The organism is Microcoleus sp. PH2017_09_SFU_O_A (genome assembly GCF_020738625.1).
Taxonomy (GTDB): Bacteria; Cyanobacteriota; Cyanobacteriia; order Cyanobacteriales; family Microcoleaceae; genus Microcoleus.
The window spans coordinates 1-24,924 of the sequence record NZ_JAEQCF010000011.1 but is presented as its reverse complement, the minus strand read 5'-3'; the positions used below and the strand labels follow the sequence as shown (position 1 = coordinate 24,924).

At 46.5% G+C, this 24,924-nt stretch carries 27 protein-coding genes and 1 pseudogene; 13 read left to right on the top strand and 15 right to left on the bottom strand.

The annotated features are described in order from the left end of the window. Positions 1 to 266: 266 nt before the first annotated feature. Both JGK16_RS06775 and JGK16_RS06770 read right to left on the bottom strand, forming a co-directional pair. Complete coding sequence (locus tag JGK16_RS06775) at positions 267 to 827, bottom strand: Uma2 family endonuclease (protein ID WP_293190025.1); 561 nt, start codon at positions 825 to 827, stop codon at positions 267 to 269. Between the two features lie 166 nt (positions 828 to 993). Beyond that, a complete protein-coding gene (locus tag JGK16_RS06770; RefSeq protein WP_293190023.1) occupies positions 994 to 1,125 on the bottom strand; it encodes a hypothetical protein in 132 nt (43 codons plus the stop codon). Positions 1,126 to 1,136: 11 nt separating this feature from the next. On the opposite strand from JGK16_RS06770, the gene JGK16_RS06765 reads away from it, so the two are divergent. Continuing rightward, positions 1,137 to 2,237 carry an iron-containing redox enzyme family protein gene (locus tag JGK16_RS06765; protein ID WP_293190021.1) on the top strand — a complete coding sequence of 367 codons (1,101 nt, stop codon included), beginning with the start codon at positions 1,137 to 1,139 and terminating at the stop codon, positions 2,235 to 2,237. 123 nt (positions 2,238 to 2,360) lie between these two features. Here JGK16_RS06765 and JGK16_RS06760 read toward each other — a convergent pair whose 3' ends face one another. Continuing rightward, positions 2,361 to 3,080 (bottom strand): methyltransferase, encoded by a 720-nt coding sequence (locus JGK16_RS06760; protein WP_293177730.1) that lies wholly within the window; start codon positions 3,078 to 3,080, stop codon positions 2,361 to 2,363. 280 nt (positions 3,081 to 3,360) lie between these two features. On the opposite strand from JGK16_RS06760, the gene JGK16_RS06755 reads away from it, so the two are divergent. Then, positions 3,361 to 3,528, top strand: coding sequence for a hypothetical protein (locus tag JGK16_RS06755; RefSeq protein WP_293190019.1), 168 nt, complete (start codon positions 3,361 to 3,363; stop codon positions 3,526 to 3,528). Positions 3,529 to 3,549: 21 nt separating this feature from the next. On the opposite strand, the gene JGK16_RS06750 is transcribed toward JGK16_RS06755, so the two are convergent. Together JGK16_RS06750 and JGK16_RS06745 are read right to left on the bottom strand one after the other, a co-directional pair. Then, positions 3,550 to 3,792 carry a ChaB family protein gene (locus JGK16_RS06750; protein WP_293190017.1) on the bottom strand — a complete coding sequence of 81 codons (243 nt, stop codon included), beginning with the start codon at positions 3,790 to 3,792 and terminating at the stop codon, positions 3,550 to 3,552. 198 nt (positions 3,793 to 3,990) lie between these two features. After that, a complete protein-coding gene (locus JGK16_RS06745) occupies positions 3,991 to 4,455 on the bottom strand; it encodes a YqhA family protein (protein ID WP_293177736.1) in 465 nt (154 codons plus the stop codon). Positions 4,456 to 4,599: 144 nt separating this feature from the next. Here JGK16_RS06745 and JGK16_RS06740 point away from each other — a divergent pair, with 144 nt between their 5' ends. Together JGK16_RS06740 and JGK16_RS06735 are read left to right on the top strand one after the other, a co-directional pair. Then, positions 4,600 to 4,902: a hypothetical protein gene (locus JGK16_RS06740; protein ID WP_293177739.1), complete on the top strand. Its 303-nt coding sequence runs from the start codon at positions 4,600 to 4,602 to the stop codon at positions 4,900 to 4,902. Between the two features lie 78 nt (positions 4,903 to 4,980). Further along, positions 4,981 to 5,397: a hypothetical protein gene (locus JGK16_RS06735; protein WP_293177742.1), complete on the top strand. Its 417-nt coding sequence runs from the start codon at positions 4,981 to 4,983 to the stop codon at positions 5,395 to 5,397. A gap of 273 nt (positions 5,398 to 5,670) precedes the next feature. Here JGK16_RS06735 and JGK16_RS06730 read toward each other — a convergent pair whose 3' ends face one another. Continuing rightward, the gene (locus JGK16_RS06730) at positions 5,671 to 6,039 is read right to left on the bottom strand and encodes a Lin0512 family protein (protein ID WP_293177745.1); all 369 of its coding nucleotides are present in this window, start codon (positions 6,037 to 6,039) and stop codon (positions 5,671 to 5,673) included. 308 nt (positions 6,040 to 6,347) lie between these two features. Between JGK16_RS06730 and JGK16_RS06725 the strand changes: the two genes are divergently transcribed. Further along, positions 6,348 to 7,262 carry a branched-chain amino acid transaminase gene (locus JGK16_RS06725; protein ID WP_293177748.1) on the top strand — a complete coding sequence of 305 codons (915 nt, stop codon included), beginning with the start codon at positions 6,348 to 6,350 and terminating at the stop codon, positions 7,260 to 7,262. A 139-nt stretch (positions 7,263 to 7,401) separates the two neighbouring features. Here JGK16_RS06725 and fghA read toward each other — a convergent pair whose 3' ends face one another. Both fghA and JGK16_RS06715 read right to left on the bottom strand, forming a co-directional pair. Next, on the bottom strand, positions 7,402 to 8,256 hold the full coding sequence (fghA, locus tag JGK16_RS06720; protein WP_293177751.1) for an S-formylglutathione hydrolase: 855 nt from the start codon (positions 8,254 to 8,256) through the stop codon (positions 7,402 to 7,404). Between the two features lie 90 nt (positions 8,257 to 8,346). Further along, complete coding sequence (locus JGK16_RS06715) at positions 8,347 to 9,456, bottom strand: S-(hydroxymethyl)glutathione dehydrogenase/class III alcohol dehydrogenase (RefSeq protein ID WP_293190009.1); 1,110 nt, start codon at positions 9,454 to 9,456, stop codon at positions 8,347 to 8,349. 78 nt (positions 9,457 to 9,534) lie between these two features. On the opposite strand from JGK16_RS06715, the gene JGK16_RS06710 reads away from it, so the two are divergent. From JGK16_RS06710 to sppA, 3 genes are all read left to right on the top strand, one after another. Next, on the top strand, positions 9,535 to 10,218 hold the full coding sequence (locus tag JGK16_RS06710; protein ID WP_293190007.1) for an SDR family NAD(P)-dependent oxidoreductase: 684 nt from the start codon (positions 9,535 to 9,537) through the stop codon (positions 10,216 to 10,218). Between the two features lie 276 nt (positions 10,219 to 10,494). Next, the gene (gene fni / locus JGK16_RS06705) at positions 10,495 to 11,544 is read left to right on the top strand and encodes a type 2 isopentenyl-diphosphate Delta-isomerase (RefSeq protein WP_293190005.1); all 1,050 of its coding nucleotides are present in this window, start codon (positions 10,495 to 10,497) and stop codon (positions 11,542 to 11,544) included. Positions 11,545 to 11,930: 386 nt separating this feature from the next. Continuing rightward, a complete protein-coding gene (sppA, locus tag JGK16_RS06700; protein WP_293190003.1) occupies positions 11,931 to 13,751 on the top strand; it encodes a signal peptide peptidase SppA in 1,821 nt (606 codons plus the stop codon). A gap of 263 nt (positions 13,752 to 14,014) precedes the next feature. Here sppA and JGK16_RS06695 read toward each other — a convergent pair whose 3' ends face one another. Further along, the gene (locus JGK16_RS06695; protein ID WP_293177765.1) at positions 14,015 to 14,284 is read right to left on the bottom strand and encodes a GlsB/YeaQ/YmgE family stress response membrane protein; all 270 of its coding nucleotides are present in this window, start codon (positions 14,282 to 14,284) and stop codon (positions 14,015 to 14,017) included. 461 nt (positions 14,285 to 14,745) lie between these two features. Between JGK16_RS06695 and JGK16_RS06690 the strand changes: the two genes are divergently transcribed. Continuing rightward, on the top strand, positions 14,746 to 15,933 hold the full coding sequence (locus JGK16_RS06690) for a glycosyltransferase family 2 protein (RefSeq protein ID WP_293177768.1): 1,188 nt from the start codon (positions 14,746 to 14,748) through the stop codon (positions 15,931 to 15,933). Positions 15,934 to 16,060: 127 nt separating this feature from the next. Here the strand turns inward: JGK16_RS06690 and JGK16_RS06685 are convergent, their stop codons facing one another. Continuing rightward, entirely contained in the window at positions 16,061 to 16,774 is a 714-nt protein-coding gene (locus JGK16_RS06685) for a carbonic anhydrase (RefSeq protein WP_293177771.1), read from the bottom strand. 215 nt (positions 16,775 to 16,989) lie between these two features. Here JGK16_RS06685 and JGK16_RS06680 point away from each other — a divergent pair, with 215 nt between their 5' ends. Next, positions 16,990 to 17,811 carry an MOSC N-terminal beta barrel domain-containing protein gene (locus JGK16_RS06680; RefSeq protein WP_293190001.1) on the top strand — a complete coding sequence of 274 codons (822 nt, stop codon included), beginning with the start codon at positions 16,990 to 16,992 and terminating at the stop codon, positions 17,809 to 17,811. Between the two features lie 225 nt (positions 17,812 to 18,036). On the opposite strand, the gene JGK16_RS06675 is transcribed toward JGK16_RS06680, so the two are convergent. After that, the gene (locus tag JGK16_RS06675; protein WP_293177777.1) at positions 18,037 to 19,650 is read right to left on the bottom strand and encodes an adenylate/guanylate cyclase domain-containing protein; all 1,614 of its coding nucleotides are present in this window, start codon (positions 19,648 to 19,650) and stop codon (positions 18,037 to 18,039) included. A 72-nt stretch (positions 19,651 to 19,722) separates the two neighbouring features. Continuing rightward, positions 19,723 to 20,580, bottom strand: coding sequence for a ribosome biogenesis GTPase YlqF (ylqF, locus tag JGK16_RS06670; protein ID WP_293149305.1), 858 nt, complete (start codon positions 20,578 to 20,580; stop codon positions 19,723 to 19,725). A gap of 208 nt (positions 20,581 to 20,788) precedes the next feature. Between ylqF and JGK16_RS06665 the strand changes: the two genes are divergently transcribed. Next, a complete protein-coding gene (locus tag JGK16_RS06665) occupies positions 20,789 to 20,956 on the top strand; it encodes a hypothetical protein (protein WP_293202896.1) in 168 nt (55 codons plus the stop codon). Here the strand turns inward: JGK16_RS06665 and JGK16_RS06660 are convergent. After that, positions 20,957 to 21,330, bottom strand: a pseudogene (locus JGK16_RS06660) (universal stress protein). Positions 21,331 to 21,515: 185 nt separating this feature from the next. On the opposite strand from JGK16_RS06660, the gene JGK16_RS06655 reads away from it, so the two are divergent. Together JGK16_RS06655 and JGK16_RS06650 are read left to right on the top strand one after the other, a co-directional pair. Beyond that, positions 21,516 to 22,715, top strand: a complete 1,200-nt coding sequence (locus JGK16_RS06655) for a phosphoglycerate kinase (RefSeq protein WP_293177783.1) — start codon at positions 21,516 to 21,518, stop codon at positions 22,713 to 22,715. Positions 22,716 to 22,880: 165 nt separating this feature from the next. Continuing rightward, positions 22,881 to 23,606 (top strand): pentapeptide repeat-containing protein, encoded by a 726-nt coding sequence (locus JGK16_RS06650; protein ID WP_293177786.1) that lies wholly within the window; start codon positions 22,881 to 22,883, stop codon positions 23,604 to 23,606. Positions 23,607 to 23,749: 143 nt separating this feature from the next. On the opposite strand, the gene JGK16_RS06645 is transcribed toward JGK16_RS06650, so the two are convergent. Next, the gene (locus tag JGK16_RS06645) at positions 23,750 to 24,415 is read right to left on the bottom strand and encodes a response regulator (protein ID WP_293177811.1); all 666 of its coding nucleotides are present in this window, start codon (positions 24,413 to 24,415) and stop codon (positions 23,750 to 23,752) included. A gap of 70 nt (positions 24,416 to 24,485) precedes the next feature. Next, positions 24,486 to 24,924: IS200/IS605 family accessory protein TnpB-related protein (locus JGK16_RS06640; RefSeq protein WP_293202894.1), on the bottom strand; the 439-nt coding region annotated here is incomplete at its 5' end.

The window sequence follows — 24,924 nt, the reverse complement described above, 5'->3', positions numbered from 1 at the left end:
GTTCCTCGGAGTAAATCTACAATCTACAATCTCAAATCGCCCGATCGACTTTCAATCCCGTCGCAGAGGTGGCGGTTGCTGGAATTGGCGAGCGGCAATTATTGCAGTGCGATCTGCAATTTTTATGAGGAGTATTTTCGCGCTCGCCTAGAATGCAAATAATCCTGAATTCAAAAAATAATGCAACTGCAAGCAAACTTAAAACCCATATCCACTAAGTCATTCCCAAATCTCAAATCTCAAATCTAAAATGGTATAATCCTGATTTAGCCGATCGCCAAATCCACACTAACTACAAATTCGGGAAAAGCCAGCGGCGACACTCGATCGCCCCGCCAAAACCTCAGCATTAAACTGTAACCGTTAACAGTCGGCTGGCGGTAAACTTCCAAGCAGTTTTCCTGTAAATTGACTATCCAGACTTCCTGAATTTGCGATCGGGCATAAATAGGAAGTTTCACATCTCTGTCATAGTCTATGGAAGTGTCAGCTACTTCTATTAATAGTAAAACTTCCGATGGGAGGGGGTGGGCGGTTGAATAGTAATCGGCGCGAGGTTGCAGCAATACTATATCAGGTTGCGGCTCAGTGCGATCGCTCAACTGAACGGGGTTCTGCACGTCAAAAGTAGCCAAATTTTCGGGAATTTGGCTGCACAGTCTGGCTAAGCGCCTCACAGAGGAAGCATGACGAGTTCCAATAGCGGCCATTTCAACAAGTTCTCCTTCTATCAATTCTAGGCGATCGCCCTCCGAAAGAATCCCAGCTTTACCCATCAGATGGTATTCTTCTACTGTGAAAAGTCTTTTGAGCAACTGCACAGCCATAACTTACCGTTCCTCTAATTAGTTCTTAGATTATAGTCGATCGAAACATAGCTATATTAACAGGGGTTATAAAAAATTATAACTTTGGTGGGATTTGTTTTTGACGAACCGCGAAGGCGCGAAGGACACGAAAGAAGAGGAAAGAAGAGGAGAGAAGAAGGGAAACTCACAAATATCTATCAATAGAAAGGTGTGTCCGGCTGAATGATTCGGTATCTTGAAAATAAGCAGCCAAAATATTCAGCAATCTGCAACGGTTGGCTGTTTTGGCAGGCTGCACAATAATCTGAGTTAACATAACTTGATTCCATGCAAAATACCGCAGATTTACTCCCCAAAATTGACTCGCCGAGTCTTCCTAAAAAGCAACCCGCACTTCCAAATTACGAAGCAGCCGATCGCCAATTTGTCAATTTGCTGCTAGTGGATGATTTAGACAAGACGGTGGCTGCAAAACCGTTACTTGTTAGCGATTTTGAAAGCGCGATCGCCGTGGCGCTGCGATCGGCATATCAGCAACCGGAGGGCGATGAGGCCGCGCACCGTTTCTTGCAGCGCGTACTGTACCGCATCAACCGCCTCAACTTGTTTTGGTACGACGATTTGCGCCGCTACAACAACGAACGATCGCACTATTTGCGAGGAGTGCGCGATCGCATCGAAGAACCTTGGCAGCAGTGGGAAATCGCCCAAATCGACGTTGCAGCCGTGCAAAACATCGAGAATGTCAAGCAAGCCCTGCGCGATCGTGCAGCCGTCGATGTCGATCCTCCGCTGTCTGAGATCGATCGCTACCTGCGAGAAGAGATGACAGCAGCGGGATACAGACACCTGCTGGCGATCGCCTCCTTCGACGGTTTAGTGGAAGCCAGCCGTCTTTCCCGCATCCTCGGCGGGGCAGGCAACGAAATTCAGTCAACCCTGACGCGGGTGCTGATCGAAGAATACGGCGGCGGTCGCTTACCCCGCAAGCACTCGACCTATTTTGCCCAAATGATGGCAGAATTCGGGATGAGCACAGAACCGGAGGCGTATTTCGATTTAGTACCTTGGGAAGTGCTCTCCAGCATCAACCACAACTTCCTGCTTACCGAACGCAAGCGCCACTTTCTGCGCTACAACGGCGGACTCACTTATTTTGAGGTGGCTGGGCCCGTCGCTTACCGCAATTATCTAGGCGCCGCGCAGCGCCTGGGGTTGTCCCAGGCTGCGATGGGTTATTGGGAACTCCACATCCGAGAAGATGAGCGTCACGGGCGCTGGATGCTTGATGAGGTGGCGATCCCGCTGGTTGACAAATACCCGCAGGATGGGTGGGAATTGGTGTTGGGCTACGATCAAGAGAAGTCGATCGGCGATCGGGCTGCGTTGGCTGTAGTGCGATCGATCCAAGCAGCAGAACACAATTGACACGTAGATGGGGATTTGCCGTTGGGTGGGGGCGGGTTCACAGACAATAATTGCCACTCAACCCACAATCTAATCAACCCGCCCCCACCGATAAAACAACGAACGATCGATCCGTGCTGTATTTTACAAGGCTGTCATTAACTGAATTAGCTCGATCGACAAATCTCTGGGCGACTTTTGCTGCTTCTGAAACAAAACTCCCGCCAGCAGATAGATATTTTCCGAATAAAAAGCCATGCCCTGTTTTTGCAGATTGGCGATCGCGCTTTTCACCTTCGGTTCCGAACTGTAATAGCCAAAAGTTAGAGGTGCAATCTCAAAATTCGCCACCGAGTAGCCTCGATCCAAGGCATCATCGATCAAACCCACAGGATTAGAATAGCTCGAAACCATCAGCAAAACTTTGTCGCAGCCCAAAGATAAAAGTTTTTTAGCAATTGTAGAACCATCAGTCCCGCCGTGCAACAGCGGCTGATAGAGCTTGTCATCCGCCGCCGGCAAGTAAGGCGGATTTGAAATTATACAATTCGCCGACTGATATAAAGGCGAATCAAAAAAAGAGCAATTTTGGACAGTGTATTGTTCGCTCAGTTGATATTGCTTAATTTGAGACTCAGCAATTTTCGACGCAACCTTATTTAACTCAAATCCTTGTATTTTTCCGTCAAAATTAGTTCTGACCAAAGACTTAATAACTGGACTTCCCTCTCCGGAACCAAATTCTACTATAAGTCGAGAATTGTCAGCGGTATCTAACACTAAACTTTCCAAGCAGTGCGAGTAAAAATCAGATTCTTCAGGGCAATGAAATACCTGTTTTAGAGGATGGGATGAAGTGAGCATAAATTCTGTAACAAAGTTTACTTTTTTAAAGTTATCTAATAAATAATTGTGAAGCCATCTGTCGCAAGAGCTATTTATAAACTTTTTAAATCTCTCTCTTGTCTCAGAAAGATTCGCGGACGTTGTTGGGCTTGGGCCCTCTTGGTTTCAGTGGTTATATAACCTGTCAGTCATACCTCACCTTTTTGAGAAAGGCTATAACTTATCAATACACTGCTTGGTTGGTAGTGAGGAATTCATTACTCGGAAAATGCGGACTTAATTCCTCGGAAAATGCGGAATGAATTCCCAACGATCGAACCTCAATCATATTGGTTCGATCGTTGGGAATTCATTCCTCATCAGACGAGAGATGACTCAAGTCCCAACGCTCAAACCCGATCGAGGTTATTTTAGCGGACACGATAGAACTGATAACGTTCGCGAGCGGGGACGCTCGCACTTCTGAGTCATGACTGATGACTAATGACTAATTACCACCAGACTGTACAGATTTGCGAGTTTGGTTAGTATCGTCGCCCTTGTGATGCCACGTGCCACCGTCACCTTGAACATACTCTGATTTTACGCTGTTCCAAGCAACGCGAGTAGCAGCATCTTGGCTCATTCCATCTTCGCTAGCGCTCTTAAAAGCCGCTTTAAAAATATTCTGCGCCCCTTGGGGTAGTTCTTGTGCTTCTGAAGGTAATGTGTCAAATTGTTGTTCTGGCATAATGGTCTCCTTTTTTTTAACATAAATGCTATTTTATATAGAATAAACAACTACCTTCCTCTCTCTAAAAGCAAATTTAAGACAGCATTTATCTCAGTCCGAAGACCGATGTAATCTTAAATTTATTAGTTTCAGAAAAAGGAACTTGCTTGCCGTTGCTGGTGGCACGGAATTTGGGTAATTTACCCGATCGCACAGCTATAAATCTGACTTCGGCTTTTTCACCTGCGAACTTAGAAAATACGTCAGCGAAGCGATTACTAAACCGATACTCCCTCCCAAGGGAAGGATGTTCGGATCGCCCTTCCACCTAACTACCTCAGCGAGAAACAATACGCTCAATACAACGACGATCACGCTGGTGAGCTTGGTTTTGAGATCCTCGATGCTGTGAATTTCCAGCCAGTGGGGTACTTTTATGCGCTCGTCAATGAACAGCTCGTAAAGTCCGAGGGCAGTAATGTAAAATACTGTGGCTAACAGAAACAAATCTACAACTTCGATCAAGGACAGAATCAGTTGTTTGGAGTTTTCGCTGGAAACCGCTCCTGTAGTTAGAATGTGGCCGATGGTAGCGACTGTTTCCAGCGCGCCGTAGACCAAAGGTAATAGCTTAGAAACTATTGAGTCTGTGGGGTAAGTTTCAATTGGAAAAACAATCAAGGGAACGGGACTAAATTTGCTCTCTTACCTTCATTATCCCGTAGCGAATATGAAAAGAGTTGTACGTTCCGTTGTCAATTTGACCATAAGGTTTTGCAATCAAAAGCGATCGCAGGACTCTACAAGGCAAAAGCAAGCATAACCATGAAATCTTCTAAATTGTTGAAAGTTGTTTTAGCAGGGGCTTGTACTTTAGGTTTAGCAACGGTTTCCTTAGCAGTGCCTGCTTCTGCCCAGTCGGGAGGCGGTGCAGGCACGGGTACTAGCGGTACGACAGGTACAACCGGTACCAGCGGTACAACTTCGGCGCCGACTGAGACTAATTCTGGAGTTTTGAGCGATCGGCGCGATCGCCCCAACAATCTGGGCTGGCTGGGTGCCTTGGGCGCGTTAGGTTTGCTCAACTTGTTTCGCAAAAAAGACGATGCAGCGTCGGTTCGTCGGTAGTTTCGGGCGATTCACGCTCGGGATAGATTCGCACGCGCGTACTATTGAAAACTTGAAAACATAGAGGCTTAGAAATTCATGACTTCACCAAATCGCCAAAATTTGTTCGTAAAATTGGTTACTGTTGCCGGAATTGCCGGCGTTAGTTCCTTGCTCGCCGTGCCCGGATTCGCAGAATTGAACCGCCAGACTAACGACTCGAACAATTCTAATTCTGCGGGCTTGATTGCGATCGACGCCAACAACAATACCAATCCCGGCGGCCGTCCTTTTGACTCGACTAATCCGAACTACACTAACGATTTGGGGGGCAGTCCTTCGGACTCTACAAATAGCCCCAGCAACAATAACAATCCCGATCGTTCTTCGGAAGCTCCTGTGAGCGATCCGAACAACAATACCAATCCGGGCGGCCGTCCTTTCGACTCTACTGTCCCCAGCAACAATAACGATGCCGGCGGCCCTAGCAACACTCGCAATAGCCCCAGCAACTAGAATAGACCTCTTAAATTTTGGGACGGGCTAGAAGCCCATCCCACAAGAAAAAAGATTTTTGTGGGATGGGCTTCTAGCCCGTCCTAACTATTTTTGCAAGAGGTCTAATAATCCAGTCCTTCAGCCGCAATAATTAGCTAGAGTCCGATCGCACTTTCACGCGATCGGACTCTATTTTTGCTGCTGTTAAACTTAGGCTAAATTAATAATTTTCTCACCGACGGGCGATCGCACTTGCGCGCCCGCCGATTTATTCAAACAACACACTATTAGTTACTGCTGATTGTCCACAAAAACAGTCACAGCCGCCACAGCGATTAACATTTCATCATTTTTATCATTCAGAGAGGCGATCGCCCTTCCTGGCACAATCATGCCCCCTTGCTCCACAATCAGAGTTTTGCTACCAAAAGGCAGCACCGCCAACACATCATCCGGCCGCACTTGTTCCGGGTAAGGAACAGCCACCTTTACCTCAACAATCATCTGATTGGGGTCAGTCAAACCCGCCACTTCCCAGACGCCTAGCAGAGCATTATTGGCGATCGCATTTCGTACAGCCCTAGCCGCCGCCACAGTAGGTTCCTGCCCGTGCTGGTCGATACCCATCCCCATTTCAATGATGAAACATTTACGTGCCACAGTTGCCCCTTCCTTGATTTTTGTGAATAGTCGTTAGCGAAGCTTACAGAAAAGAATCGCACTCTTTACCAAAACAATTATCAACCAAACCGACCGCAATTTTTATTATTTTATAAATCGTTATAACAACACAAGAATCATCTTAGTTCAAAAAAAACAATCAAACAACCGACAATCTCATAACCATAGTTAATCAGTCATTGTCAATCTAAAATCCCAAATCCCAAATCTAAAATCGCATAACTTATGGTAATATAACCAAAATCACCATTCCTCGCGGACTGCCAAACTCATCGCCAGCTTGAATCATGGATAGTTTTCTCCCCATCGCCTACTTTCAAAACCAATTTCTCCCATTTACCGACGCCAAAATCTCCATCGCCACCCACGCCCTGCACTACGGAACCGGAGTTTTAGGCGGGTTGCGAGGAATTCCCGACCCCCAAAATGGCGATCGCATCTTACTATTTAGATTAGACCGCCACTGTCAAAGATTAAGTCAAAGTGCCAGCTTCCTCCACTGCGATATTCCCGCCGACAAAATCCAACAAGTAATCACTGATTTTGTTAAAAAAAATCAGCCAACAAAATCATTTTACATCCGTCCATTTATCTACACATCAAGTTTAGGAATAGCCCCCAGACTGCACAACGTAGACACAGACTTCTTTGTTTACGGATTAGAACTTTCCGACTACTTGCCAAAAGAAGGAGTCAACTGTAGAATTAGCTCTTGGTACCGCCAAGAAGACCGCAGTTTGCCACTAAGAGGTAAAATTAGCGGCGCCTACATCACCTCAGCCTTAGCCAAAACCGAAGCAGTAGAATCCGGCTTCGATGAAGCTATCATGATGAATACTCAGGGAAAAGTCAGCGAAGCTTCAGGAATGAACATATTTGTCGCCCGAAATGGCAAATTAGTTACTCCCGGTTTCGATCAAGATATTCTCGAAGGAATCACCAGAGACAGCGTAATCACCATCGCCCGAGACTTAGGAATTGAAGTCACAGAAAGACCAGTTGACAAATCAGAACTGTTGATTGCAGACGAGATTTTTCTGTGCGGAACCGCCGCCAAAATTACGCCAATTAACCGAGTAGAAAACTATCAATTGCCTAAAAACAGACCCATCACCGAAAAGATTTTGGACAAACTGACGGGGATTATCGAAAATCGCGATAGCAAGTACAAAGAGTGGGTATTTGCGATTAGTCTGAATTAACGCGATACTCAAGGATCCATGAAGTAAATTAACCGGATTTGGTTAAATACCAAATCCGGTTAAATACCCCCTCGATCTCTTAGTCTGCGGAGGCAGACTTCGTGTGTGTAGTCGCGGTTTCAACCGCCGAGTCACTTTTTTACTCGCACAAAGCAGCCGCATGATGGCGAATGTGATCCTCCATAAAACTAGCTACAAAATAATAGCTGTGATCGTAACCTTCCTGCATCCTTAAAGTCAGCGGCTGTCCCACTTTTGCACAAGCAACCGCAAACGCATCCGGCAACAATTGTCCGTCAGCTAGATACGAATCATCAGTACCGCAGTCAATCAAAATCGGACGCTTGTATTGCTGTTCCAGCACTAATTCGCTAGCATCCCAAGCCTTCCAACTCTCCCGATCGCCACCGAGGTAGTGTCCAAATATTTTTTGTCCCCAAGGGCAGCGCACGGGCGCGCAAATAGGCGCAAAAGCCGAAACTGACAGATAGCGATCGCCATTTTTTAACGCGCAAATTAAAGCCCCGTGTCCGCCCATCGAATGCCCGAAAATTCCCTGTTTTTCACGTATCACCGGAAAGTTTGACGCGATTAAATTCGGCAACTCATCAACCACATAACTGTACATTCGATAGTGAGAATTCCAAGGTGCGGCTGTCGCATCCACATAAAAACCCGCGCCGCTTCCCAAATCCCAATTGTCGGCTTCCCCAGGAATGCCAGTATTTCGCGGGCTAGTGTCGGGCGCCACCAGCATTAACTCATATTTTGCTGCCCATTGTTGCGCCCCCGCTTTTGCCATAAAATTCTCTTCCGTGCAGGTTAATCCTGACAAGTAATAGAGGATTGGTACGGGTTGTGATTCGGCTTGTGGTGGCTGGTAGACAGTGAATTTCATCTCGCTGTTGCAGGCGGATGATTGATGGCTATAAAAGCCGAGTTTGCCACCCAAACTTTTATATTGTTTTTCCAGTTTTAGGGATTTTGAGATCATGTTAATTTTATTTCATTTGTGAATTAGATTTTTTTTACCGCAGAGAGCGCAGAGGGCGCAGAGGAAGAGAGAAGAGAGAAATATTTTTGTTCAAAATGTTAAAACTGTGCGTATTACTTTTCCTTGGTGCATCAAATCAAAGGCGTCATTAATTTGCTCGATCGGCATAATCTGGGTAATCAAACTATCAATATCAATTTTACCATCCATGTACCAATCAACAATTTTCGGAACATCGGTTCTGCCCTTCGCGCCACCAAAAGCCGTGCCTTTCCACACCCTACCAGTTACTAATTGAAACGGGCGGGTGCTAATTTCTTGCCCGGCTCCCGCTACTCCGACAATCACGCTCACACCCCAACCTTTGTGACAGCATTCCAAAGCTTGGCGCATCACATTAACGTTGCCGATACATTCAAAAGTGTAATCAGCTCCGCCTTTGGTTAAATCTACCAAATAAGGCACTAAATCGCCCTCAACTTCGCGGGGATTTACAAAGTGAGTCATGCCGAATTTTTTCGCCATTGCTCGTTTGTCGGGATTCATATCTACGCCGACAATCATGTTGGCTCCCACCAGGCGCGCTGCTTGGATTACATTCAAACCCACGCCGCCTAAACCAAAAACTATGACATTAGAACCTGGTTCTACTTTGGCAGTATTGATGACAGCGCCGATGCCAGTTGTAACGCCGCAGCCAATCAAACAAACTTTGTCAAAGGGAGCGTCATCGCGAATTTTCGCTACCGCAATTTCTGGCAATACTGTATAATTAGCAAAGGTAGAAGTTCCCATGTAATGGAAAATTTTCTCGCCATTAATTGAAAATCTGCTCGTGCCATCGGGCATTACGCCTTGCCCTTGAGTGAGGCGAATTGCTTGACAGAGATTCGTTTTGCCGCTCAAACAATACGCGCAGTTGCGACATTCGGGAGTGTAAAGTGGAATTACCCGATCGCCCTTTTTGACACTTGTCACTCCCGCCCCAACTTCCGCGACAATCCCGGCTCCCTCGTGGCCGAGAATTGCCGGAAACAAACCCTCGGGATCGGCGCCGGAAAGAGTATAAGCATCAGTGTGACAAACACCCGTCGCTTTGATTTCCACCAGCACCTCACCATCTCGCGGCCCATCTAGATCGACCGTTTCAATGGTCAAAGGTTGGCCGGCACTGCGAGCAACTGCTGCTTTTACTTTCATGCTTTCCCCCTGGGATGATTTGTTAAATGCTCCGTCAATATGTATTCTATTACTTAATCTAAAAATTGCACCAATTCTATGACAAAATTAATTGTAATTACCGGAGTCAGTCGCGGTCTCGGTCTCGCGATGACCGAAAAGTTTATTGAATTGGGACACACAGTTTTAGGATGCGCCCGCTCTTCGGAAGCAGTGGAAAAACTAAAACAAAAATATCGCGCGCCCCATCATTTTACTTGTTTGGATGTCGCTAGCGACGAGCTAGTCAAAGCTTGGGCTACAGAAATTTTGGCAAAGCAGCAACTGCCAGATTTGCTGATTAACAATGCAGCTATAACTAATTATTCCGCGCCTCTGTGGAATATCAGTAATGAAGAGTTTTCTGAGGTAATTGATGTTAATATTAAAGGTACAGCTAATGTGATTCGCCACTTTGTCCCGGCAATGATTGCTCGAAAAAGTGGCATAATTGTCAACTTTAGTTCGGGTTGGGGAAGGTCAACTTCGCCGGAAGTCGCGCCCTATTGCGCTTCTAAGTGGGCGATCGAAGGATTGACGCGATCGCTCGCCCAAGAACTCCCGCGAGGCATGGCAGCGATTCCTTTGAATCCCGGCATAATTCACACCGATATGCTGGAAATTTCTTTCGGAGAACACGCAGCAAGTTACACGCCAGTCAAAACATGGGTGCAAAAAGCAGTGCCTTTTTTACTAAAATTGAAACCTTCAGATAATGGCGTGCCGATGACCGTTCCGGGATAATATAGCAACAGAAAGCAGAATTTGCGAACATCTCTCTTTTCTACTCCTCTGCGCCCTCTGCGCTCTCTGCGGTTAAATAAAAAAAGGGAGCATCCCAATTGTGCAAACATATCCGCAAGGGCGAAGCATTCGCGCCTGTATCCTATCGACTATATAAGAGATTTTCAGCGCGAATGCTTCGCCCCTACAAAAAACGGGATGCTCTCTAAAAAAATCTCAGAAATCAAATAAAATTACTGTATTTCCCAATCAAAACTCTCTCCCCCAACAGCCACTGTGAACTTGCCATTAACCTCGCCCTCGCAAACCGAAACCCGCAAAGCAGACCACCTCAGGATCTGTCTCGAAGAAGACGTACAATTTCGCGAAACTACCAGCGGACTGGAACACTACCGTTTTGCTCACTGCTGTTTGCCAGAAATCGATCGCACCCAAATCGATCTCACATCCACATTTCTCGGCAAAAAACTAGGCGCTCCGCTGCTAATTTCCTCAATGACAGGCGGTACAGAACTAGCCCAGACCATTAATTATCGCCTCGCCGATGTCGCTCAGGAATACAAACTCGCAATGGGAGTCGGTTCCCAGCGATGCGCTGTCGAAAACCCTCAACTTGCTCCTACATTTGCCGTGCGCCGTCGCGCTCCCGATATTCTGCTATTTGCTAATATCGGAGCGGTTCAATTAAACTACAATTACGGTTTGGAAGAGTGTCAAAAAATTATCGATATTCTGGAAGCAGATGCCCTAATTTTACACCTCAATCCGCTGCAAGAGTGCGTTCAAACTGAAGGCGATACTAATTTTAAAGGACTGCTCGAAAAAATTGCTAAATTGTGCGATAAATTACCAGTACCGGTGATTGCGAAAGAAGTAGGCAACGGTATTTCTGGAAAAATGGCACAGAAATTGCGATCGGCTGGGGTAAGCGCGATCGACATTGCCGGAGCCGGAGGCACTTCTTGGGCCAAAATAGAAGGAGAGCGAGCCAAAGACGGCAAGCAGCGGAGGTTGGGCGCCACCTTTGCCGACTGGGGAATCCCGACAGCCGAGTGCGTTGTCAGCACCCGCGCCGTAGCGCCAGATGTTCCCCTGATTGCCTCTGGGGGCTTGCAAAACGGCTTGGATGCAGCCAAGGCGATCGCCCTCGGCGCGGATGTGGCGGGGCTGGCGCGGCCGTTTCTGGAAGCAGCCGCAGCATCGGAATCAGCAGCAGGTGTTCTAGCTGAGGTTTTAATTGCAGAAATCGCTACTGTGATGTTTTGTACGGGCTGCGCTAACTTAGATGAGTTAAAACATTCTGGGGTTTTGGAAAGGTTAAGATAAAAGTATGTCAGTTGGCAGTTGGCAGTAGACAGTTGGCAGTTGGCAGTTGGCAGTTGGCAGTTGGCAGTTGGCAGTGGGAGCATCTCAGTTTTGCATTTATAGAGCGTCTCCGCTCGCGAGCGGTATAATACTCGCGAGCGGGGACGCTCGCACTATATATAAAAAATGCTTTTTTCAAAAATGAGATGCTCCCGTTGGCAGTTGGCAGTAGTCAGTAGTCAGTAGTTACTGATTATTGGGAGAGATTCAAAAATAACAAATAACAACTGCTAATTACCAACTGCTAATTACCAATTACCAACTGTAACTGTTAACCATCAACTGTCAACTATCAACTATCAACTGTCAACTGTCAACTGTCAACTGTCAACTGACTAATTATCTAAATGAAAGATTTCCTAAAATATACTTGTGCAAGTTTGCTGGGAACCTTCCTGGGATTGTTGCTGCTGGGCGGCATCGGATTGGGAGGACTGGTACTGCTAATTGCTCTGGCGGCATCGTCGTCTAAAGATTCAGGCCCGCAAGTTAAAGATAAGTCTGTATTGGTATTAGACCTTTCTCTAAATATCACCGATAGCAAACCGAGCCGCAGCACGAGCGCGGCGATTCAAGAAGCACTTTCGGATGAATCCGGGGATGCTGTGACGCTGCGGACTGTTTTAGATGCGATCGAATCTGCGAAAAAAGACCCGAAAATCGTGGGGATGTATCTCGAAGGCAGTTCGGATTCCAGCAGCAGCGGGTTTGCTAATCTCAAAGAAGTTCGATCGGCATTACAGCGTTTCCGAGATGCCAAAAAACCCATTTTTGCTTACGAAATGGACTGGAATGAGCGAGATTATTACCTCGGTTCAGTTGCTAACACAATTGCGATGAATCCTTACGGATCTCTTGAAATCAACGGTTTTAGCAGTCAAGCAATGTTCTTAACCGGTGCTTTCGAGAAATACGGCCTCGGAGTGCAAGTCACTCGCGTCGGTAAATACAAGTCAGCCGTCGAACCGTTTTTGCTCAAAAAAATGAGCCCGGAAAATCGCCAGCAAACTCAAAAATTGCTGGGAGATATTTGGGGCGAATACTTAAAAACTGTCGGGCCGAGCCGCAAATTGAGCGTTCCCCAACTGCAAGCAGTTGCAGATAATGGCGGAACTTTGATGGCTAACGAAGCTCTCAAAGGCAAGTTAGTTGATAAAGTTGTCTACTTTGATGAAATTGCAACAGAACTGAAAAAACTAACAGGAACCGATGCAGAAGATAAATCTTTCAAGCAAATAAGTTTGAAAAACTACGCAAGAGTTGCTGAGAGTAAAAACTCTACTCGCGCTCACAAGAAAAACCAAATTGCTGTCCTTTACGCTGAAGGTGAGATTGTAGACGGCGAAGGCGGCCCGACTCAAGTAGGGGGCGATCGCATCGCTGAAGAAATGCGTAAAATCCGAGAAGATGACGACATAAAAGCAGTAGTTCTGCGCGTCAACAGCCCTGGAGGCAGCGCGACGGCTGCGGAAGTCATCGGGCGCGAAGTCGCGCTGACAGGCAAAAAAAAGCCAGTTATCGTATCGATGGGCAATTTAGCAGCTTCCGGCGGCTATTGGATTTCGATGGGTTCTAGCAAAATCTTTGCCGAAGCCAGTACGATTACTGGTTCCATCGGCGTTTTTGGGATGCTATTCAATGCCGAAAAGTTGGCTGCTAACAACGGCATAACTTGGGACGTGGTAAAAACCGCCCGTTTTGCGGATACTAACACGGTTTCCCGCCCCAAAAATCCTCAAGAATTGGCGAATATTCAGAGAATAGTCGATCGCATTTACGATCTATTTATCACCAAAGTCGCCGACTCCCGCAAACTGCCAAAAAACAAGGTGCAAGAAATTGCTCAAGGCAGAGTTTGGTCTGGTACGGCTGCGAAACAGTTGGGCTTAGTCGATGAAATTGGCGGCCTAGAAGATGCCGTTAGAGAAGCAGCTAAGCAAGCTAAGCTAGGCGACGATTGGCAGTTAGAAGAATATCCAAAACGCCGCAGTTTGGAAGAGCAAATTTTGGAAAGAATATCCGGCGTTCGCGTTGTGAAACCAGCCACCAAACTCGATCCGCTGAGTGCAGAAGTTAAGAAAATGCAGGATGAATTGGCTGTTATCAAGTCGATGAATGACCCGCAAGGGATTTACGTTCGCTTACCTTTCGACTTGCGGATTAATTAACTTTACTCTTCAACCCGCGTCGGCGGGTTTTGTCGCGGGTTTTGTCTGTGTAGAAGCGGTTTCAACCGCCGAGTTTCAACCGCCGAGTTTGTCTTTACTCTTCAACCCGCGTCGGCGGGTTTTGTCTGTGTAGTAGCGGTTTCAACCGCCGAGTTTCAACCGCCGAGTTTCAACCGCCGACTCCGATATTGAAAAACCCGGTTTCCTCAAGAAACCGGGTTTATGAATACCCTATACGATCGACTGGGAATTGGCAATATTTATTATGCAGCACGCTGAGTCAACAATCCCCAGATGAAAAGTACCACGATCGCGCCGATGACTGCAAAAGCTATGCTGGGTACAGTTAATGCTCCGAAGGATGCTCCCGCGCTAGTCCCCACAAAGACTTGGCCTAAATAACCTCCCACCAGCGCGCCGATAATTCCTAAAACTGTTGTTGCGACAAAACCGCCACCTTGAGTTCCCGGATAAATGGCTTTGGCGATCGCACCAGCAATCAGTCCTAAAACGATCCAAGCAATAATTCCCATTTCTTTTTCTCCTGAGTGTTTAACTTTCGTCTGCCTTGTCTTATGTTCTAAGAATAACAACTGATATCCCGTCCTTTCCTCTACCGTAGGGATGAACCGATAGAGGTAGAATTTCTCATGAATCGTCCTAATTTAAGGCTTTTTAATATGTCAAAAGAGTTATTGAAGAACGCACAACTAAGAATGCATAACGTAGAGCGCACAACTAAGAACGAAGCCTTTAATTATCTAGGATAGAAGGCTTTATTTATTTAGGACAGAAGCAATCGACTACTCATATAAAGTGCAATTTCAGAACGTCCCAACCGTTGGGTGCGGTTGGTACAACCAAATTTTTCTAAGGAAGAAAGGTACCTATGCTCAAAGCCGAAGGGCAATAGGAAAAATTTTTCTGGGACTTTTTGTGTTTTACTGGTAAAAAAATTACAATAATTCAGTCAAATTAGGAAAGTTGGCCCCCGATGAATCTGACACTGTGCACGATCGTGAAAAATGAAGAAGCAACACTGTCGCGGACTTTGGACAGCGTGAAGGGTGTTGTTGACGAAATTGTGGTGGTAGATACCGGTTCGCGCGATCGCACTCGTGAAATAGCCCGAGAATCCGGGGCGAGGGTTTATGACTTTGAATGGTGCGACGACTTCGCAGCGGCGCGCAACGAGTCTCTGAAGCACGCCCAGGGCGACTGGATTTTGGTGTTGGATGCCGATGAGGTGCTGGTACCGGAGATTGTACCTCAGATCCAGCAGGCAATTAAGAGCGATCGACTGTTGCTAATCAATCTCATCCGCCAAGAAATCGGTGCATCTCAATCACCCTATTCCCTAGTGTCGCGTTTGTTTCGCAATCGCCCCGGCATCCGCTTTTCTCGCCCTTACCACGCCATGGTAGACGACAGCGTGGCTGAGATTTTGCAGCGCGAACCAGAGTGGAAAATAGCTTCTCTCCCCGATGTGGCGATTTGGCACTCTGGTTATCACAAAGATGCGATCGCAGCAAAAAGCAAATTCCAAAAAGCTCAAACAGCAATGGAACGCTATATAGCTTATTATCCAAACGATGCTTATGCGTGCAGCAAATTAGGCGCGCTGTACGTAGAAAGCGGGCAAATCGCGCGGGGCATTAATTTATTAACTAGGGGATTGACTGCGGCGACAATTGATGAATCTATTGTTTACGAACTTAACTATCATTTAGGCATTGCTTACCGCCAGCAACAGCAATTTGCCAAAGCCAAAGAACACTATCAACTCGCAATTAATACAGATGTTTTCCCGGCGCTCAAATTAGGTGCTTACAATAATTTGGGCAATTTGCTCAAAGATGAAGGAGATTTGCCAGCAGCAGAAAAAGCTTACAAAGCAGCTTTAAAAATAGATCCCAATTTTGCACCAGGTCACTACAATTTAGGACTCACACTGAAAGCAACCGGAAATTTGGTAGATGCGATCGCCTATTACCGACAAGCCATTAAAATCGATCCCGAACACGCCGAAGCCCATCAAAACTTGGCAGTAGCGCTGCTGAAAATTGGCAAAATGCCCGAAAGTTTAGCAGAATTCAAAAGAGCGATCGCCCTTCACGAACAGCGCCGCCCCTTTGAAGCAGAACGCCTGCGCCGCGGACTGCAAGAAATGGGTTTAATCTAAACCTGCATATCTACTTTCTCGTTAAGTAGGTCATTTGTAGGGGCAATCGTCGGTAGTTTCCCATCGATCCCAGAGGGGTAAGCACTCTTGGCATTAACCCTACAAATTGCGAAAAATACCAACAAAATCAAGCAATTATCTCTACTTTGCCGCTGTCCAAATCGTAGCGCGCCCCAACAACTTTAAGCTTTCCCGCTTTCACTGCTTCAGCCAAAATAGGCGACGCAGATTTTAACTTTTTTACATTCATTTTTACATTAGCTCTGACTGCGTTATCCCAAGCATCGCCCAATTGATTTTTTGTAGCATCAACGGCTGGTTTAATCGCCGCCACCAAAGTGCTAATGTGACCCGGCACAGCTTTACCATCCAAAGCCGCTTTCACAGCACCGCAGCGTTCGTGACCCAGAATTACTAATAGCGGAACGCCTAATTCTAATGCGGCATATTCCATATTTCCGAGAACCCCGTCGTCGAGAAAATTTCCAGCTACTCGGATATCAAATAAATCCCCCAATCCTTGGTCGAAAATAATTTCGGGTGTTACCCGCGAATCAGAACAAGCAAGGATGGTTGCAAACGGATGTTGACCCTTTGCTACTTCGGTAATTCGCGATCGGCTTTGGTCGGGAAATGTCCGTTTTTGGTGAATATACCGCTGATTCCCGTTCATCAATTTCTTGAGTGCGGCCTCAGGAGTGATGTTTGAGACTACTCCTTCTGCATAGGCCGGTTCAGTTTTGAACAGCCCTGGGGCCATGGTTGCCACCAGCGCCCCTGCACTTGACATCCAGATCGCACTCCGCCTCGACATCTTGCCTATTTTTTTTGAGTCGGTCATTGCTTGCAACTCGGTTAATTGTTTTATATTTATTAGTATAATATTTGCCATCAGCCCAGCAAAAATTCTTTACTTTTTCTTTACAAGTAGCTGCCAAATATAAACTAATAAAAAATCGCCCCTTGTAATTTCATGGAATTAACTGCGGTCATCATTCTGCCTGCGGAGGATGCTATAGTGTATCTAAAACAACAATTATTTATCAATGAATCACAATGTCTTACGTCGCCAGCATTCATATCTATCCGGTCAAGTCCCTTGACGGCATAGCTGTCAGTCAAGCTAATATTCTTGCCAGCGGAGCTCTAGCAGGCGATCGCTCTTTTGCCATCTGCGATCTTTCCGGAGCATTTGTTAACGCTAAGCGCAACAGCGGAGTCCATTTTCTGCGCCTATCATTTGACATAAAAAAGAGAATCGCCGGTCTGAAAATTCAAGACACCGAACAAGAAATATTTTTTCATGTAGATAGAGAACGCCCCGCAATAGAATCTTGGTTGAGCAACTACTTCGGTTTCCCGGTCAAATTAATTGAAAACTTGCTCGCAGGCTTTCCCGATGATACCGCAGCACCCGGGCCAAGCATTATCAGTACCGCAACAATAGCCGAAGTAGCATCTTGGTTTCCCAGAGTTTGCGTTAACGAAATGCGCCATCGCTTGCGAGCTAATATTGAAATAGGAGATGTCCCGGCTTTTTGGGAAGATCGACTTTTCGGAGCAGCCGATGAAGTTGTCAGGTTTAAAATAGGGCCAGTAATATTTGAAGGTATTAATCCCGGTCAGCCCTGTCTGCAATCCAACCGAAATTCTGCTGCTCAAGAAGCTTATCCAAACTTGAAAACTATGCTAACAGCCAAGCAAAATGAAATCATGCCTGAATTGCAAAAAAAAGGGCATTTCAATCACTTTAGTCGGCTGCTCGTTAACACGCGAGTGCCACTTCAATCAGCCGGAAAAATAGTACACATAGGAGATGAAGTTCAAATCCTCAGCGTCAAAAACTCCCTATTTAATACCATTCCCGATCAGTTATAAAAGTTTTATGATGACTTCATATCAAATCCGGTAACACCGGAATTAATATTACCCAGAGTCAGGACGCGGCAGTGCCGTTTCCCTACAATTAAGTGGGCGTTAGTTACATCTCTTGCAAGCATGACGATTATTTTGGGGTAGGGAAACGGCTTTTGGAGTGTCCTCCGTTAGTCCAAATCAATATGCCCCATGCCCCATGCCCCATGCCCCATGCCCCATGCCCCATTACCTTAAATTTCTGTTGGTACTATAAACCACGATCGGTCTGTCAATTCCTTTAAAGCGGAAATCTCCCATCGGCTCAAAACTTTGGGGCGATCGCAGCAACGTGTAAGTAGCTTCGCTCACCACGCATTCCCCAGGCTGACAAATTCCCTCCATCCGAGCAGCCAGATTAATAGTCGAACCCAACACAGTATAATCAACTCTTTTAGAACTGCCGACATCACCAATTATTGCCTTGCCGCTGTTAATAGAAATCCGCAATTGCAGCGGTTCGCCCAAACTCTTATTTGCATTGAGTTCGTCAAGACGGTTGAGCATTCCCAAAGCAGCAGCCACCGCGCGATCGGCATGATCCGGTTGAGGTTCCGGCGCTCCAAAAAATGCCATAATACAATCTCCAATAAACTTATCTAAAGTTCCTCCTTCCCCAAAAACTTCTTGCAGCATTTCCTCAAAGAAATTGTTCAGCAACCGGGCAATTTCAGGGGGCCTCAAGCGTTCAGACATCGCAGTAAAGCCCACAATATCTGCAAACAAAATGCTGATTTCGCGTTCCACAGGCGGCAGGCGGTGGTCAATTAAAGTCCCCGTATTCATTAAATGCTGCACCACAGCCGGAGAGTGATAGCGTTCCAATCTTTGCCGCATAGTTTCTTGGGTGCGGAGTTTTTGTGTCAGCAGCCACCGCTGCACGCTAGAAGCAGCGATATTTCCTAAAGCTGAAAAAAAGCTCAAGTCTTCATCTCCGCCCAGATACCACTCTCTAGAAGTCAGTTGAGCGTCGCCGTAAAGCACTCCAAAAACTGTATTTTCATCCCAGAGAGGAACAGCTATCGCCGTGCGAATTCCTTTATCGATCATGCTTATATTGTCGTCAAACTGTTCGTCAAACTGAGCGTCGGCAGTTTTGAGAGCAACTTGTTCGTCTAATACTTTGCGGCAAATAGTCCGGCCGATCCAACTGCCGTCAGCAGGGATATATTTATTTTTGGCAGTGGGTCTGGCGGCAGTCTTAACTACTTCGAGTTCGCCGTTATTTTGAAAGTCTATTAATAGTGCCAAACGTTCGATATTTTTGATATCGCGGAACACGATTTGCTGGACTTGATCGAAAATTGCTTCGATGGATTCAGCGGTGTTTAAATACTTCGCAATATCGACTAAGTATTTTAAACGCGAGATAGCTTGTTCGTAATTTTTTTCAAGTTTTGTGTCTGGTTCTATCCACTGTTTTTGCAGTTCTTTAGCTTTGCCGAGGATAGTCACTCCTTCGGGCATGGTGCCGATTTCAGGAAGTTGGGGGTCAGAGCGATCGGGCAAAACGACAATCAAATTAATCCGGTGTCCCAGATAAATCACATCGCCCTGATTGACTAAGTGAGGTTGGTTGAGGGGACTGTTGTTTAGTAGCGTCCCGTTGGTACTGCCCATATCCTCAACTAGCCACTCCCCTGAAGCTATTTTAAACAAGCGGGTGTGGTGCCGGGAAATGTCAGAAAAAGGCAGTTGCAAATCGCATTCTAGCAACCTACCGATAATAAATTGCTCGCCTTCGACAGGCACGGTTTTTTCGATGATTCCATTAATTTGAAGTTCCAGATTCAGTTCATTCATAGACAGCACCGCTGTTGAATTTTCAAGGCTTTGATAAGACTTGAATTCATCAGATCAAATCTCCTACAAGTCTTATAAAGCTGGCGGCAACTCCAAAGTAAGCTGACCCAACACACCAGTTCTAAAATCGTTTAACATCTGCCGCGCCGTTCGTTCGACATCTCCTTTATACCTGTCTTTTGCTACTTCGTGCAAATAATCTTCACCATTGCTAGATCCTATATCTAATTTATACCGAGATTTGAAACCAGATACTGATATCAATGTGTCATCAGCCGCCTCCAGCCCGAGGAGCAAATCAACCATAGCTGCTGCTACTACCTGATTGTCGTAAGCTGCTTCGCCAATATCTTCGCAAATAGCTAATTTTATGGCATTTTCTTGATTGTTAATCCGGGTGGGGATTACTCCGGGGGCGTCTAGTAACTCAATTTCGTCAGAAATGCGAATCCATCGGAGCGATTTAGTTACTCCAGCTCTGCGGGCACTGTCTACTACTCTGCGCCCTAAAAGGCGATTAATTAAAGCAGATTTGCCGACATTGGGAAAGCCCATCACCACGGCGCGGACTGGACGGGGTAGCATTCCTCGATCGAATCTGCGTTTATTTAGCTGCACCCCAGCCTCCTGGACAGCATCGGAAACATCGTGTACTCCTTGACCGTGCTCGGCGTTAGTAAAATAAGCAGTTTCGCCCTGAGATTCAAACCAGGTTTCCCACGCATCGAGGGTTCTAGGCGTAATCATGTCCATGCGGTTGATGACCAACACTCGCGCCTTACCGCCCACCCAGGTAGGCATTTGGGGGTGGTAAGTCGCTAGTGGAATGCGGGCATCTCGGACTTCGAGCACCACATCTACCCGCTTTAGCTGTTCTTTTAATGCCCGTTCAGCTTTGGCAATGTGACCGGGATACCAGTGAATTTTCATTAGTTATTAGTTATTAGTTAGTTGTTAGTTGTTAGTGGTCAGTTATCAGTTGTTCGTTGTTCGTTGTCAGTTGTTCGGGGAGCATCTCAATTTTTGCAAAAAGCATTTTTTTGTTGTAGTGCGAGCTTAAGAGCTCGCTTGGTTTTAACAGCAAGCGAGCTCTTAAGCTCGCACTACAAAATCAAAACTGAGATGCTCTCGTTGTTCGTTGTCAGTTGTTAGTTGTCAACTGCTTTCGGAGTCAACTAAGAGGGCGAGCAAGGCGGGGCACCGCCCCAACTGTCAACTGCTTTCGGAGTCAACTGCCAACTGTCAACTGCCAACTGCCAACTGTCAACTGCCAACTGTCAACTGTCAACTGTCAACTGTCAACTGACTAAGGCACAATCAAAACTGCACAAGGAGACAGATTGATCACCCGACTGGTAACGCTGTCAGACGCACCATCATCAGTTAAACCCATCCGTCAGCCACATCACAAATCGTGAAAGCAGGTTTGCCTTCTCGTTCGATGATTTCAGCTTCAATTCCCTGCTGGGAAAACATCGACTGGGCTTCAGACAGCAGTTTGGCGACTGCTTCGGGGGAACTCATCACCTCTCGCGGTGCCTCACCCTCCTCGGCTGGGGGTTCGACTACCGACAGAATAACTAAACGAGAAGCGTAGGTTTTCACAATATTGACAACCTTTTCCGCCGCTTCGCGGGCTTCTCGGCTTTGATCTACAGGAAATAAGACAGTCTTGAACATAGTTCGCATTTCCCGGACACGGACTCCGATAAAATGTTTACGTTGAGCCAAATCAGTGCCGTTTGTTTCATCTTCCGTTTTTTGTACGGGCGCGGTTGAATGCGCCCGAGGCCCCAAGTGCAAGTGACGAGTGCCGCCATTTCAACGGAATTAGACAAAAACACAAATATTAGGAGGTTAATCCTGTGACAAAAAAAACTGTAGCAAATTTATCGGCATCGGACTTATCGGGCAAACGGGTATTGGTGCGCGCGGACTTTAACGTGCCGCTCGACAACGGCAATATCACCGATGATACTCGCATCCGGGCTGCTCTGCCGACTATTCAGGATTTAGCGTCGAAGGGCGCTAAGGTCATTTTGTGCAGTCACTTCGGGCGTCCCAAGGGTGTGACGGAGAAGTTGCGCTTGACTCCGGTTGCTAAGCGGCTGTCGGAATTGTTGGGGAAGGAAGTCAAAAAGACTAACGACTGTATTGGTGATGAAGTGGCTGCTACTGTGGCGGCGATGGCTGATGGCGATGTGATTTTGCTGGAAAATGTCCGCTTCTACCCTGAAGAGGAAGCAAATGACCCAGAATTTGCCAAGAAGTTAGCTTCTGTTGCTGATTTGTATGTCAATGATGCTTTTGGTACGGCTCACCGGGCTCACGCTTCGACTGAGGGTGTGACTAAGTATCTGAGTCCTTCGGTGGCTGGGTTTTTGATGGAGAAGGAGTTGCAATATCTCGGTAGTGCGATCGACAATCCGCAACGTCCCTTAGCTGCTATCATCGGTGGTTCTAAGGTTTCCAGCAAGATTGGAGTCATCGAAAAACTGCTCGAAAAGTGCGACAAATTGCTGCTGGGTGGCGGCATGGTGTTCACGTTCTACAAAGCTCGCGGTTTGAACGTTGGCAAGTCTTTGGTGGAAGATGACAAGCTCGAACTGGCTAAGTCTTTGGAAGCGAAGGCAAAGGAACGGGGAGTTACTTTCCTGTTACCTACTGATGTGGTAGTTGCTGACAAGTTTGCTGCTGACGCCAACACTCAAACTGTCTCCGTTGAGAGCATTCCCGACGGTTGGATGGGTTTGGACATCGGCCCGGATTCTGTGAAAACTTTCCAAGATGCTTTGGCTGATTGCAAAACGGTAATCTGGAACGGGCCGATGGGCGTGTTTGAGATGGAAAAGTTTGCTGCGGGAACTGAAGGAATTGCTCATTCTTTGGCTGGAATTACTAAGACTGGTACTACCACGATTATCGGTGGCGGTGACTCGGTGGCGGCTGTGGAACAGTTGAATCTGGGGCCAGAAATGAGCCACATTTCTACTGGTGGCGGCGCTAGTTTGGAACTGCTAGAAGGTAAGGAATTGCCTGGTGTTGCGGCTTTAGATGAGGCTTAATTAAGTTGACTGGGGCGGGCTTTGTTGCCCGCCTTGCGGCGAATGCTATTCTTTTTACCACAGAGAGCGCAGAGAACGCAGAGAGGGAGAAAAGAGTGAGGGAAATGGGTTGAAATTTTACTGTTTGCGAGTACGATCGATCTGAAGTGGCAGTGAGGTTTGTTTGTGAAATTTAAAATCTTGGCAAGTGTAACGGCAACTGTAGCAGTTTTAGCGCCGTTTTTGCTGGCACCCCCCGTGAAAGCTCAAAATCCCGATCACGTCCAACAGTTGCTAGAAACTAAGGAGTGTGAGGGCTGCGATTTGAGAAATGCTGATTTGTTTAAGGCGAGTTTGTACAGAGCTAATTTAAGAGGATCTGATTTAAGCGGAGCTAATCTCTACGAAGCTAATTTGCTAGAAGCAGATTTAAGTGGTGCTAATTTGGCAAATACTAACTTGGTTAATGCTGAAATGTATGGTGCCGACTTGGACAGCGCTAATCTGCGAAATGCGGATTTGTCTAATGCTTTTTTGGGGCGGGCAAATCTGACGAGAGCTGATTTGCGCGGTGCTAAGCTTTTTAATACTAATTTGGGCGAAGCTTATTTGCTGCAAGCTAATTTGTCGAATGCAGATTTGCGACGTTCGCTGCTGTTTAGAGTGAATTTGAATCGCGCTAATTTAAGCGGGGCTGATTTGTCTTTTGCTGACGTGCGCGATACTAATTTGCAGAATGCTATTCTGTCAAATACCAGGCTTCCTAGAGCTCAATTGACCGGGACAAATATCGATGCGGCGAGGGACGTGCGGCAGGCTGATTTGGAACGTGCAAATTTGCGGGGTACAAATTTGGGGCCGATGGTTTGCGTGACGACGAGTTTTCCTTATTGTGTTTTGAATTTGGAATAATATCAGGTTCTCTCGAACGACGACAATCAGATGGGTTTGTAGTGAGGACTTTAGTCCTCAGATTATGAGGACTAAAGTCCTCACTACAAACCGTTTTTATTGCGGGTAATTAAGGGCTGGTACACCGTAAGTTGAGACCGGAGCTAAGTTTGAGGTGGTTTGTATCCCCTTTCTAGGGCAAATCTCACAAGCTGGGCGCGATTTTCTAACTGTAGTTTGCTGAATATGCTGCCTAAATGAGCTTGGACGGTGCGGGGGCTAATAAACAGTCGATCGCTAATTTGTTTGTTAGTATAACCCTGGATCACCTCCCAAAAAACTCTTTCCTCGGCTGGTGTTAGAGGCAAAGGTGCTAGTGGTGGCAATACTGCGACAACTTTGGGCTCCACCGCCAGGGCGGTAGAAGTTTGCAGCAGTCGGACAATCTCGGCGTGAATGCGGTGGGAGCGCTCTAACTGAGCTTTCACCTTAGCCAAGATTTCTTCAGACTGAAAAGGTTTTACCAGATAATCGTCAGCGCCGATCGCATGACCTTCAACTTTTGCCTCAATTTCGCCTTGACCAGACAAAAATATAAACGGCACCAACTGTCCCAAACGTGTAGTACGCAAGCGCCGGCAAAACTCAAACCCGTCCATTTCCGGCATCATCACATCTGAAATCACCAAATCTGGGGGGGCATTTTCAAAAATTGAGAGCGCCTCAACTCCTGAATTAGCGCATTCAACCCGGTATCCTTGGCTTTCGAGATACATTGCCAAGACTGTTTGACAGTCTGCTTCGTCGTCAACTACTAATATTCTTTCCATGAGGGCCTTGCACCAATTCCAGTTGACAGTTCTTGAAACTGCGGCTGATTCTTTTACGCTGAACATTTCTCTACATAGCTGTGCAATGCTGGAGATGTAACGATCGCAATTCCGTCATGGCTGACAGAACAGGTCGAATCCGACAAAGCACGTAACAAGATATTACGTGATTTCCACAAGTCTTAGACGTATAGGCTTCTGACACATCAACAACAATCGAACCATTTTTGTCAGCTTGATGTTTGATGATTTGCTTGAAGCGATAATGGGCCCATGTCAACATTTGACGTGCCGACTTCTTGTTTATCTTCCGCTTGGCACGTTTGACCATTTGAGATGTTTCAAAAGTCGGCAGAAAAATAACTTGATAATTTGTGGTTAGAAAATGTGCGGATTTTTTATGCAGTTCGTCAACCAGATTTTGAATTTTACTTCTAATTCTGGCCGCAGCTTTTCTCATCGACCGTCTTTGTTTGGCAGATACTTTGGTCATTCTTCCCATTAACTTG

Coding starts and splice junctions, on each gene's coding strand:
- JGK16_RS06775 (WP_293190025.1), bottom strand. CDS start 827: ATGGCTGTGCAGTTGCTCAAAAGACTTTTCACAGTAGAAGAATACCAT.
- JGK16_RS06770 (WP_293190023.1), bottom strand. CDS start 1,125: ATGTTAACTCAGATTATTGTGCAGCCTGCCAAAACAGCCAACCGTTGC.
- JGK16_RS06765 (WP_293190021.1), top strand. CDS start 1,137: ATGCAAAATACCGCAGATTTACTCCCCAAAATTGACTCGCCGAGTCTT.
- JGK16_RS06760 (WP_293177730.1), bottom strand. CDS start 3,080: ATGCTCACTTCATCCCATCCTCTAAAACAGGTATTTCATTGCCCTGAA.
- JGK16_RS06755 (WP_293190019.1), top strand. CDS start 3,361: ATGAATTCCCAACGATCGAACCTCAATCATATTGGTTCGATCGTTGGG.
- JGK16_RS06750 (WP_293190017.1), bottom strand. CDS start 3,792: ATGCCAGAACAACAATTTGACACATTACCTTCAGAAGCACAAGAACTA.
- JGK16_RS06740 (WP_293177739.1), top strand. CDS start 4,600: ATGAAATCTTCTAAATTGTTGAAAGTTGTTTTAGCAGGGGCTTGTACT.
- JGK16_RS06735 (WP_293177742.1), top strand. CDS start 4,981: ATGACTTCACCAAATCGCCAAAATTTGTTCGTAAAATTGGTTACTGTT.
- JGK16_RS06725 (WP_293177748.1), top strand. CDS start 6,348: ATGGATAGTTTTCTCCCCATCGCCTACTTTCAAAACCAATTTCTCCCA.
- fghA (WP_293177751.1), bottom strand. CDS start 8,256: ATGATCTCAAAATCCCTAAAACTGGAAAAACAATATAAAAGTTTGGGT.
- JGK16_RS06715 (WP_293190009.1), bottom strand. CDS start 9,456: ATGAAAGTAAAAGCAGCAGTTGCTCGCAGTGCCGGCCAACCTTTGACC.
- JGK16_RS06710 (WP_293190007.1), top strand. CDS start 9,535: ATGACAAAATTAATTGTAATTACCGGAGTCAGTCGCGGTCTCGGTCTC.
- sppA (WP_293190003.1), top strand. CDS start 11,931: ATGAAAGATTTCCTAAAATATACTTGTGCAAGTTTGCTGGGAACCTTC.
- JGK16_RS06695 (WP_293177765.1), bottom strand. CDS start 14,284: ATGGGAATTATTGCTTGGATCGTTTTAGGACTGATTGCTGGTGCGATC.
- JGK16_RS06690 (WP_293177768.1), top strand. CDS start 14,746: ATGAATCTGACACTGTGCACGATCGTGAAAAATGAAGAAGCAACACTG.
- JGK16_RS06685 (WP_293177771.1), bottom strand. CDS start 16,774: ATGACCGACTCAAAAAAAATAGGCAAGATGTCGAGGCGGAGTGCGATC.
- JGK16_RS06680 (WP_293190001.1), top strand. CDS start 16,990: ATGTCTTACGTCGCCAGCATTCATATCTATCCGGTCAAGTCCCTTGAC.
- JGK16_RS06675 (WP_293177777.1), bottom strand. CDS start 19,650: ATGAATGAACTGAATCTGGAACTTCAAATTAATGGAATCATCGAAAAA.
- ylqF (WP_293149305.1), bottom strand. CDS start 20,580: ATGAAAATTCACTGGTATCCCGGTCACATTGCCAAAGCTGAACGGGCA.
- JGK16_RS06645 (WP_293177811.1), bottom strand. CDS start 24,415: ATGGAAAGAATATTAGTAGTTGACGACGAAGCAGACTGTCAAACAGTC.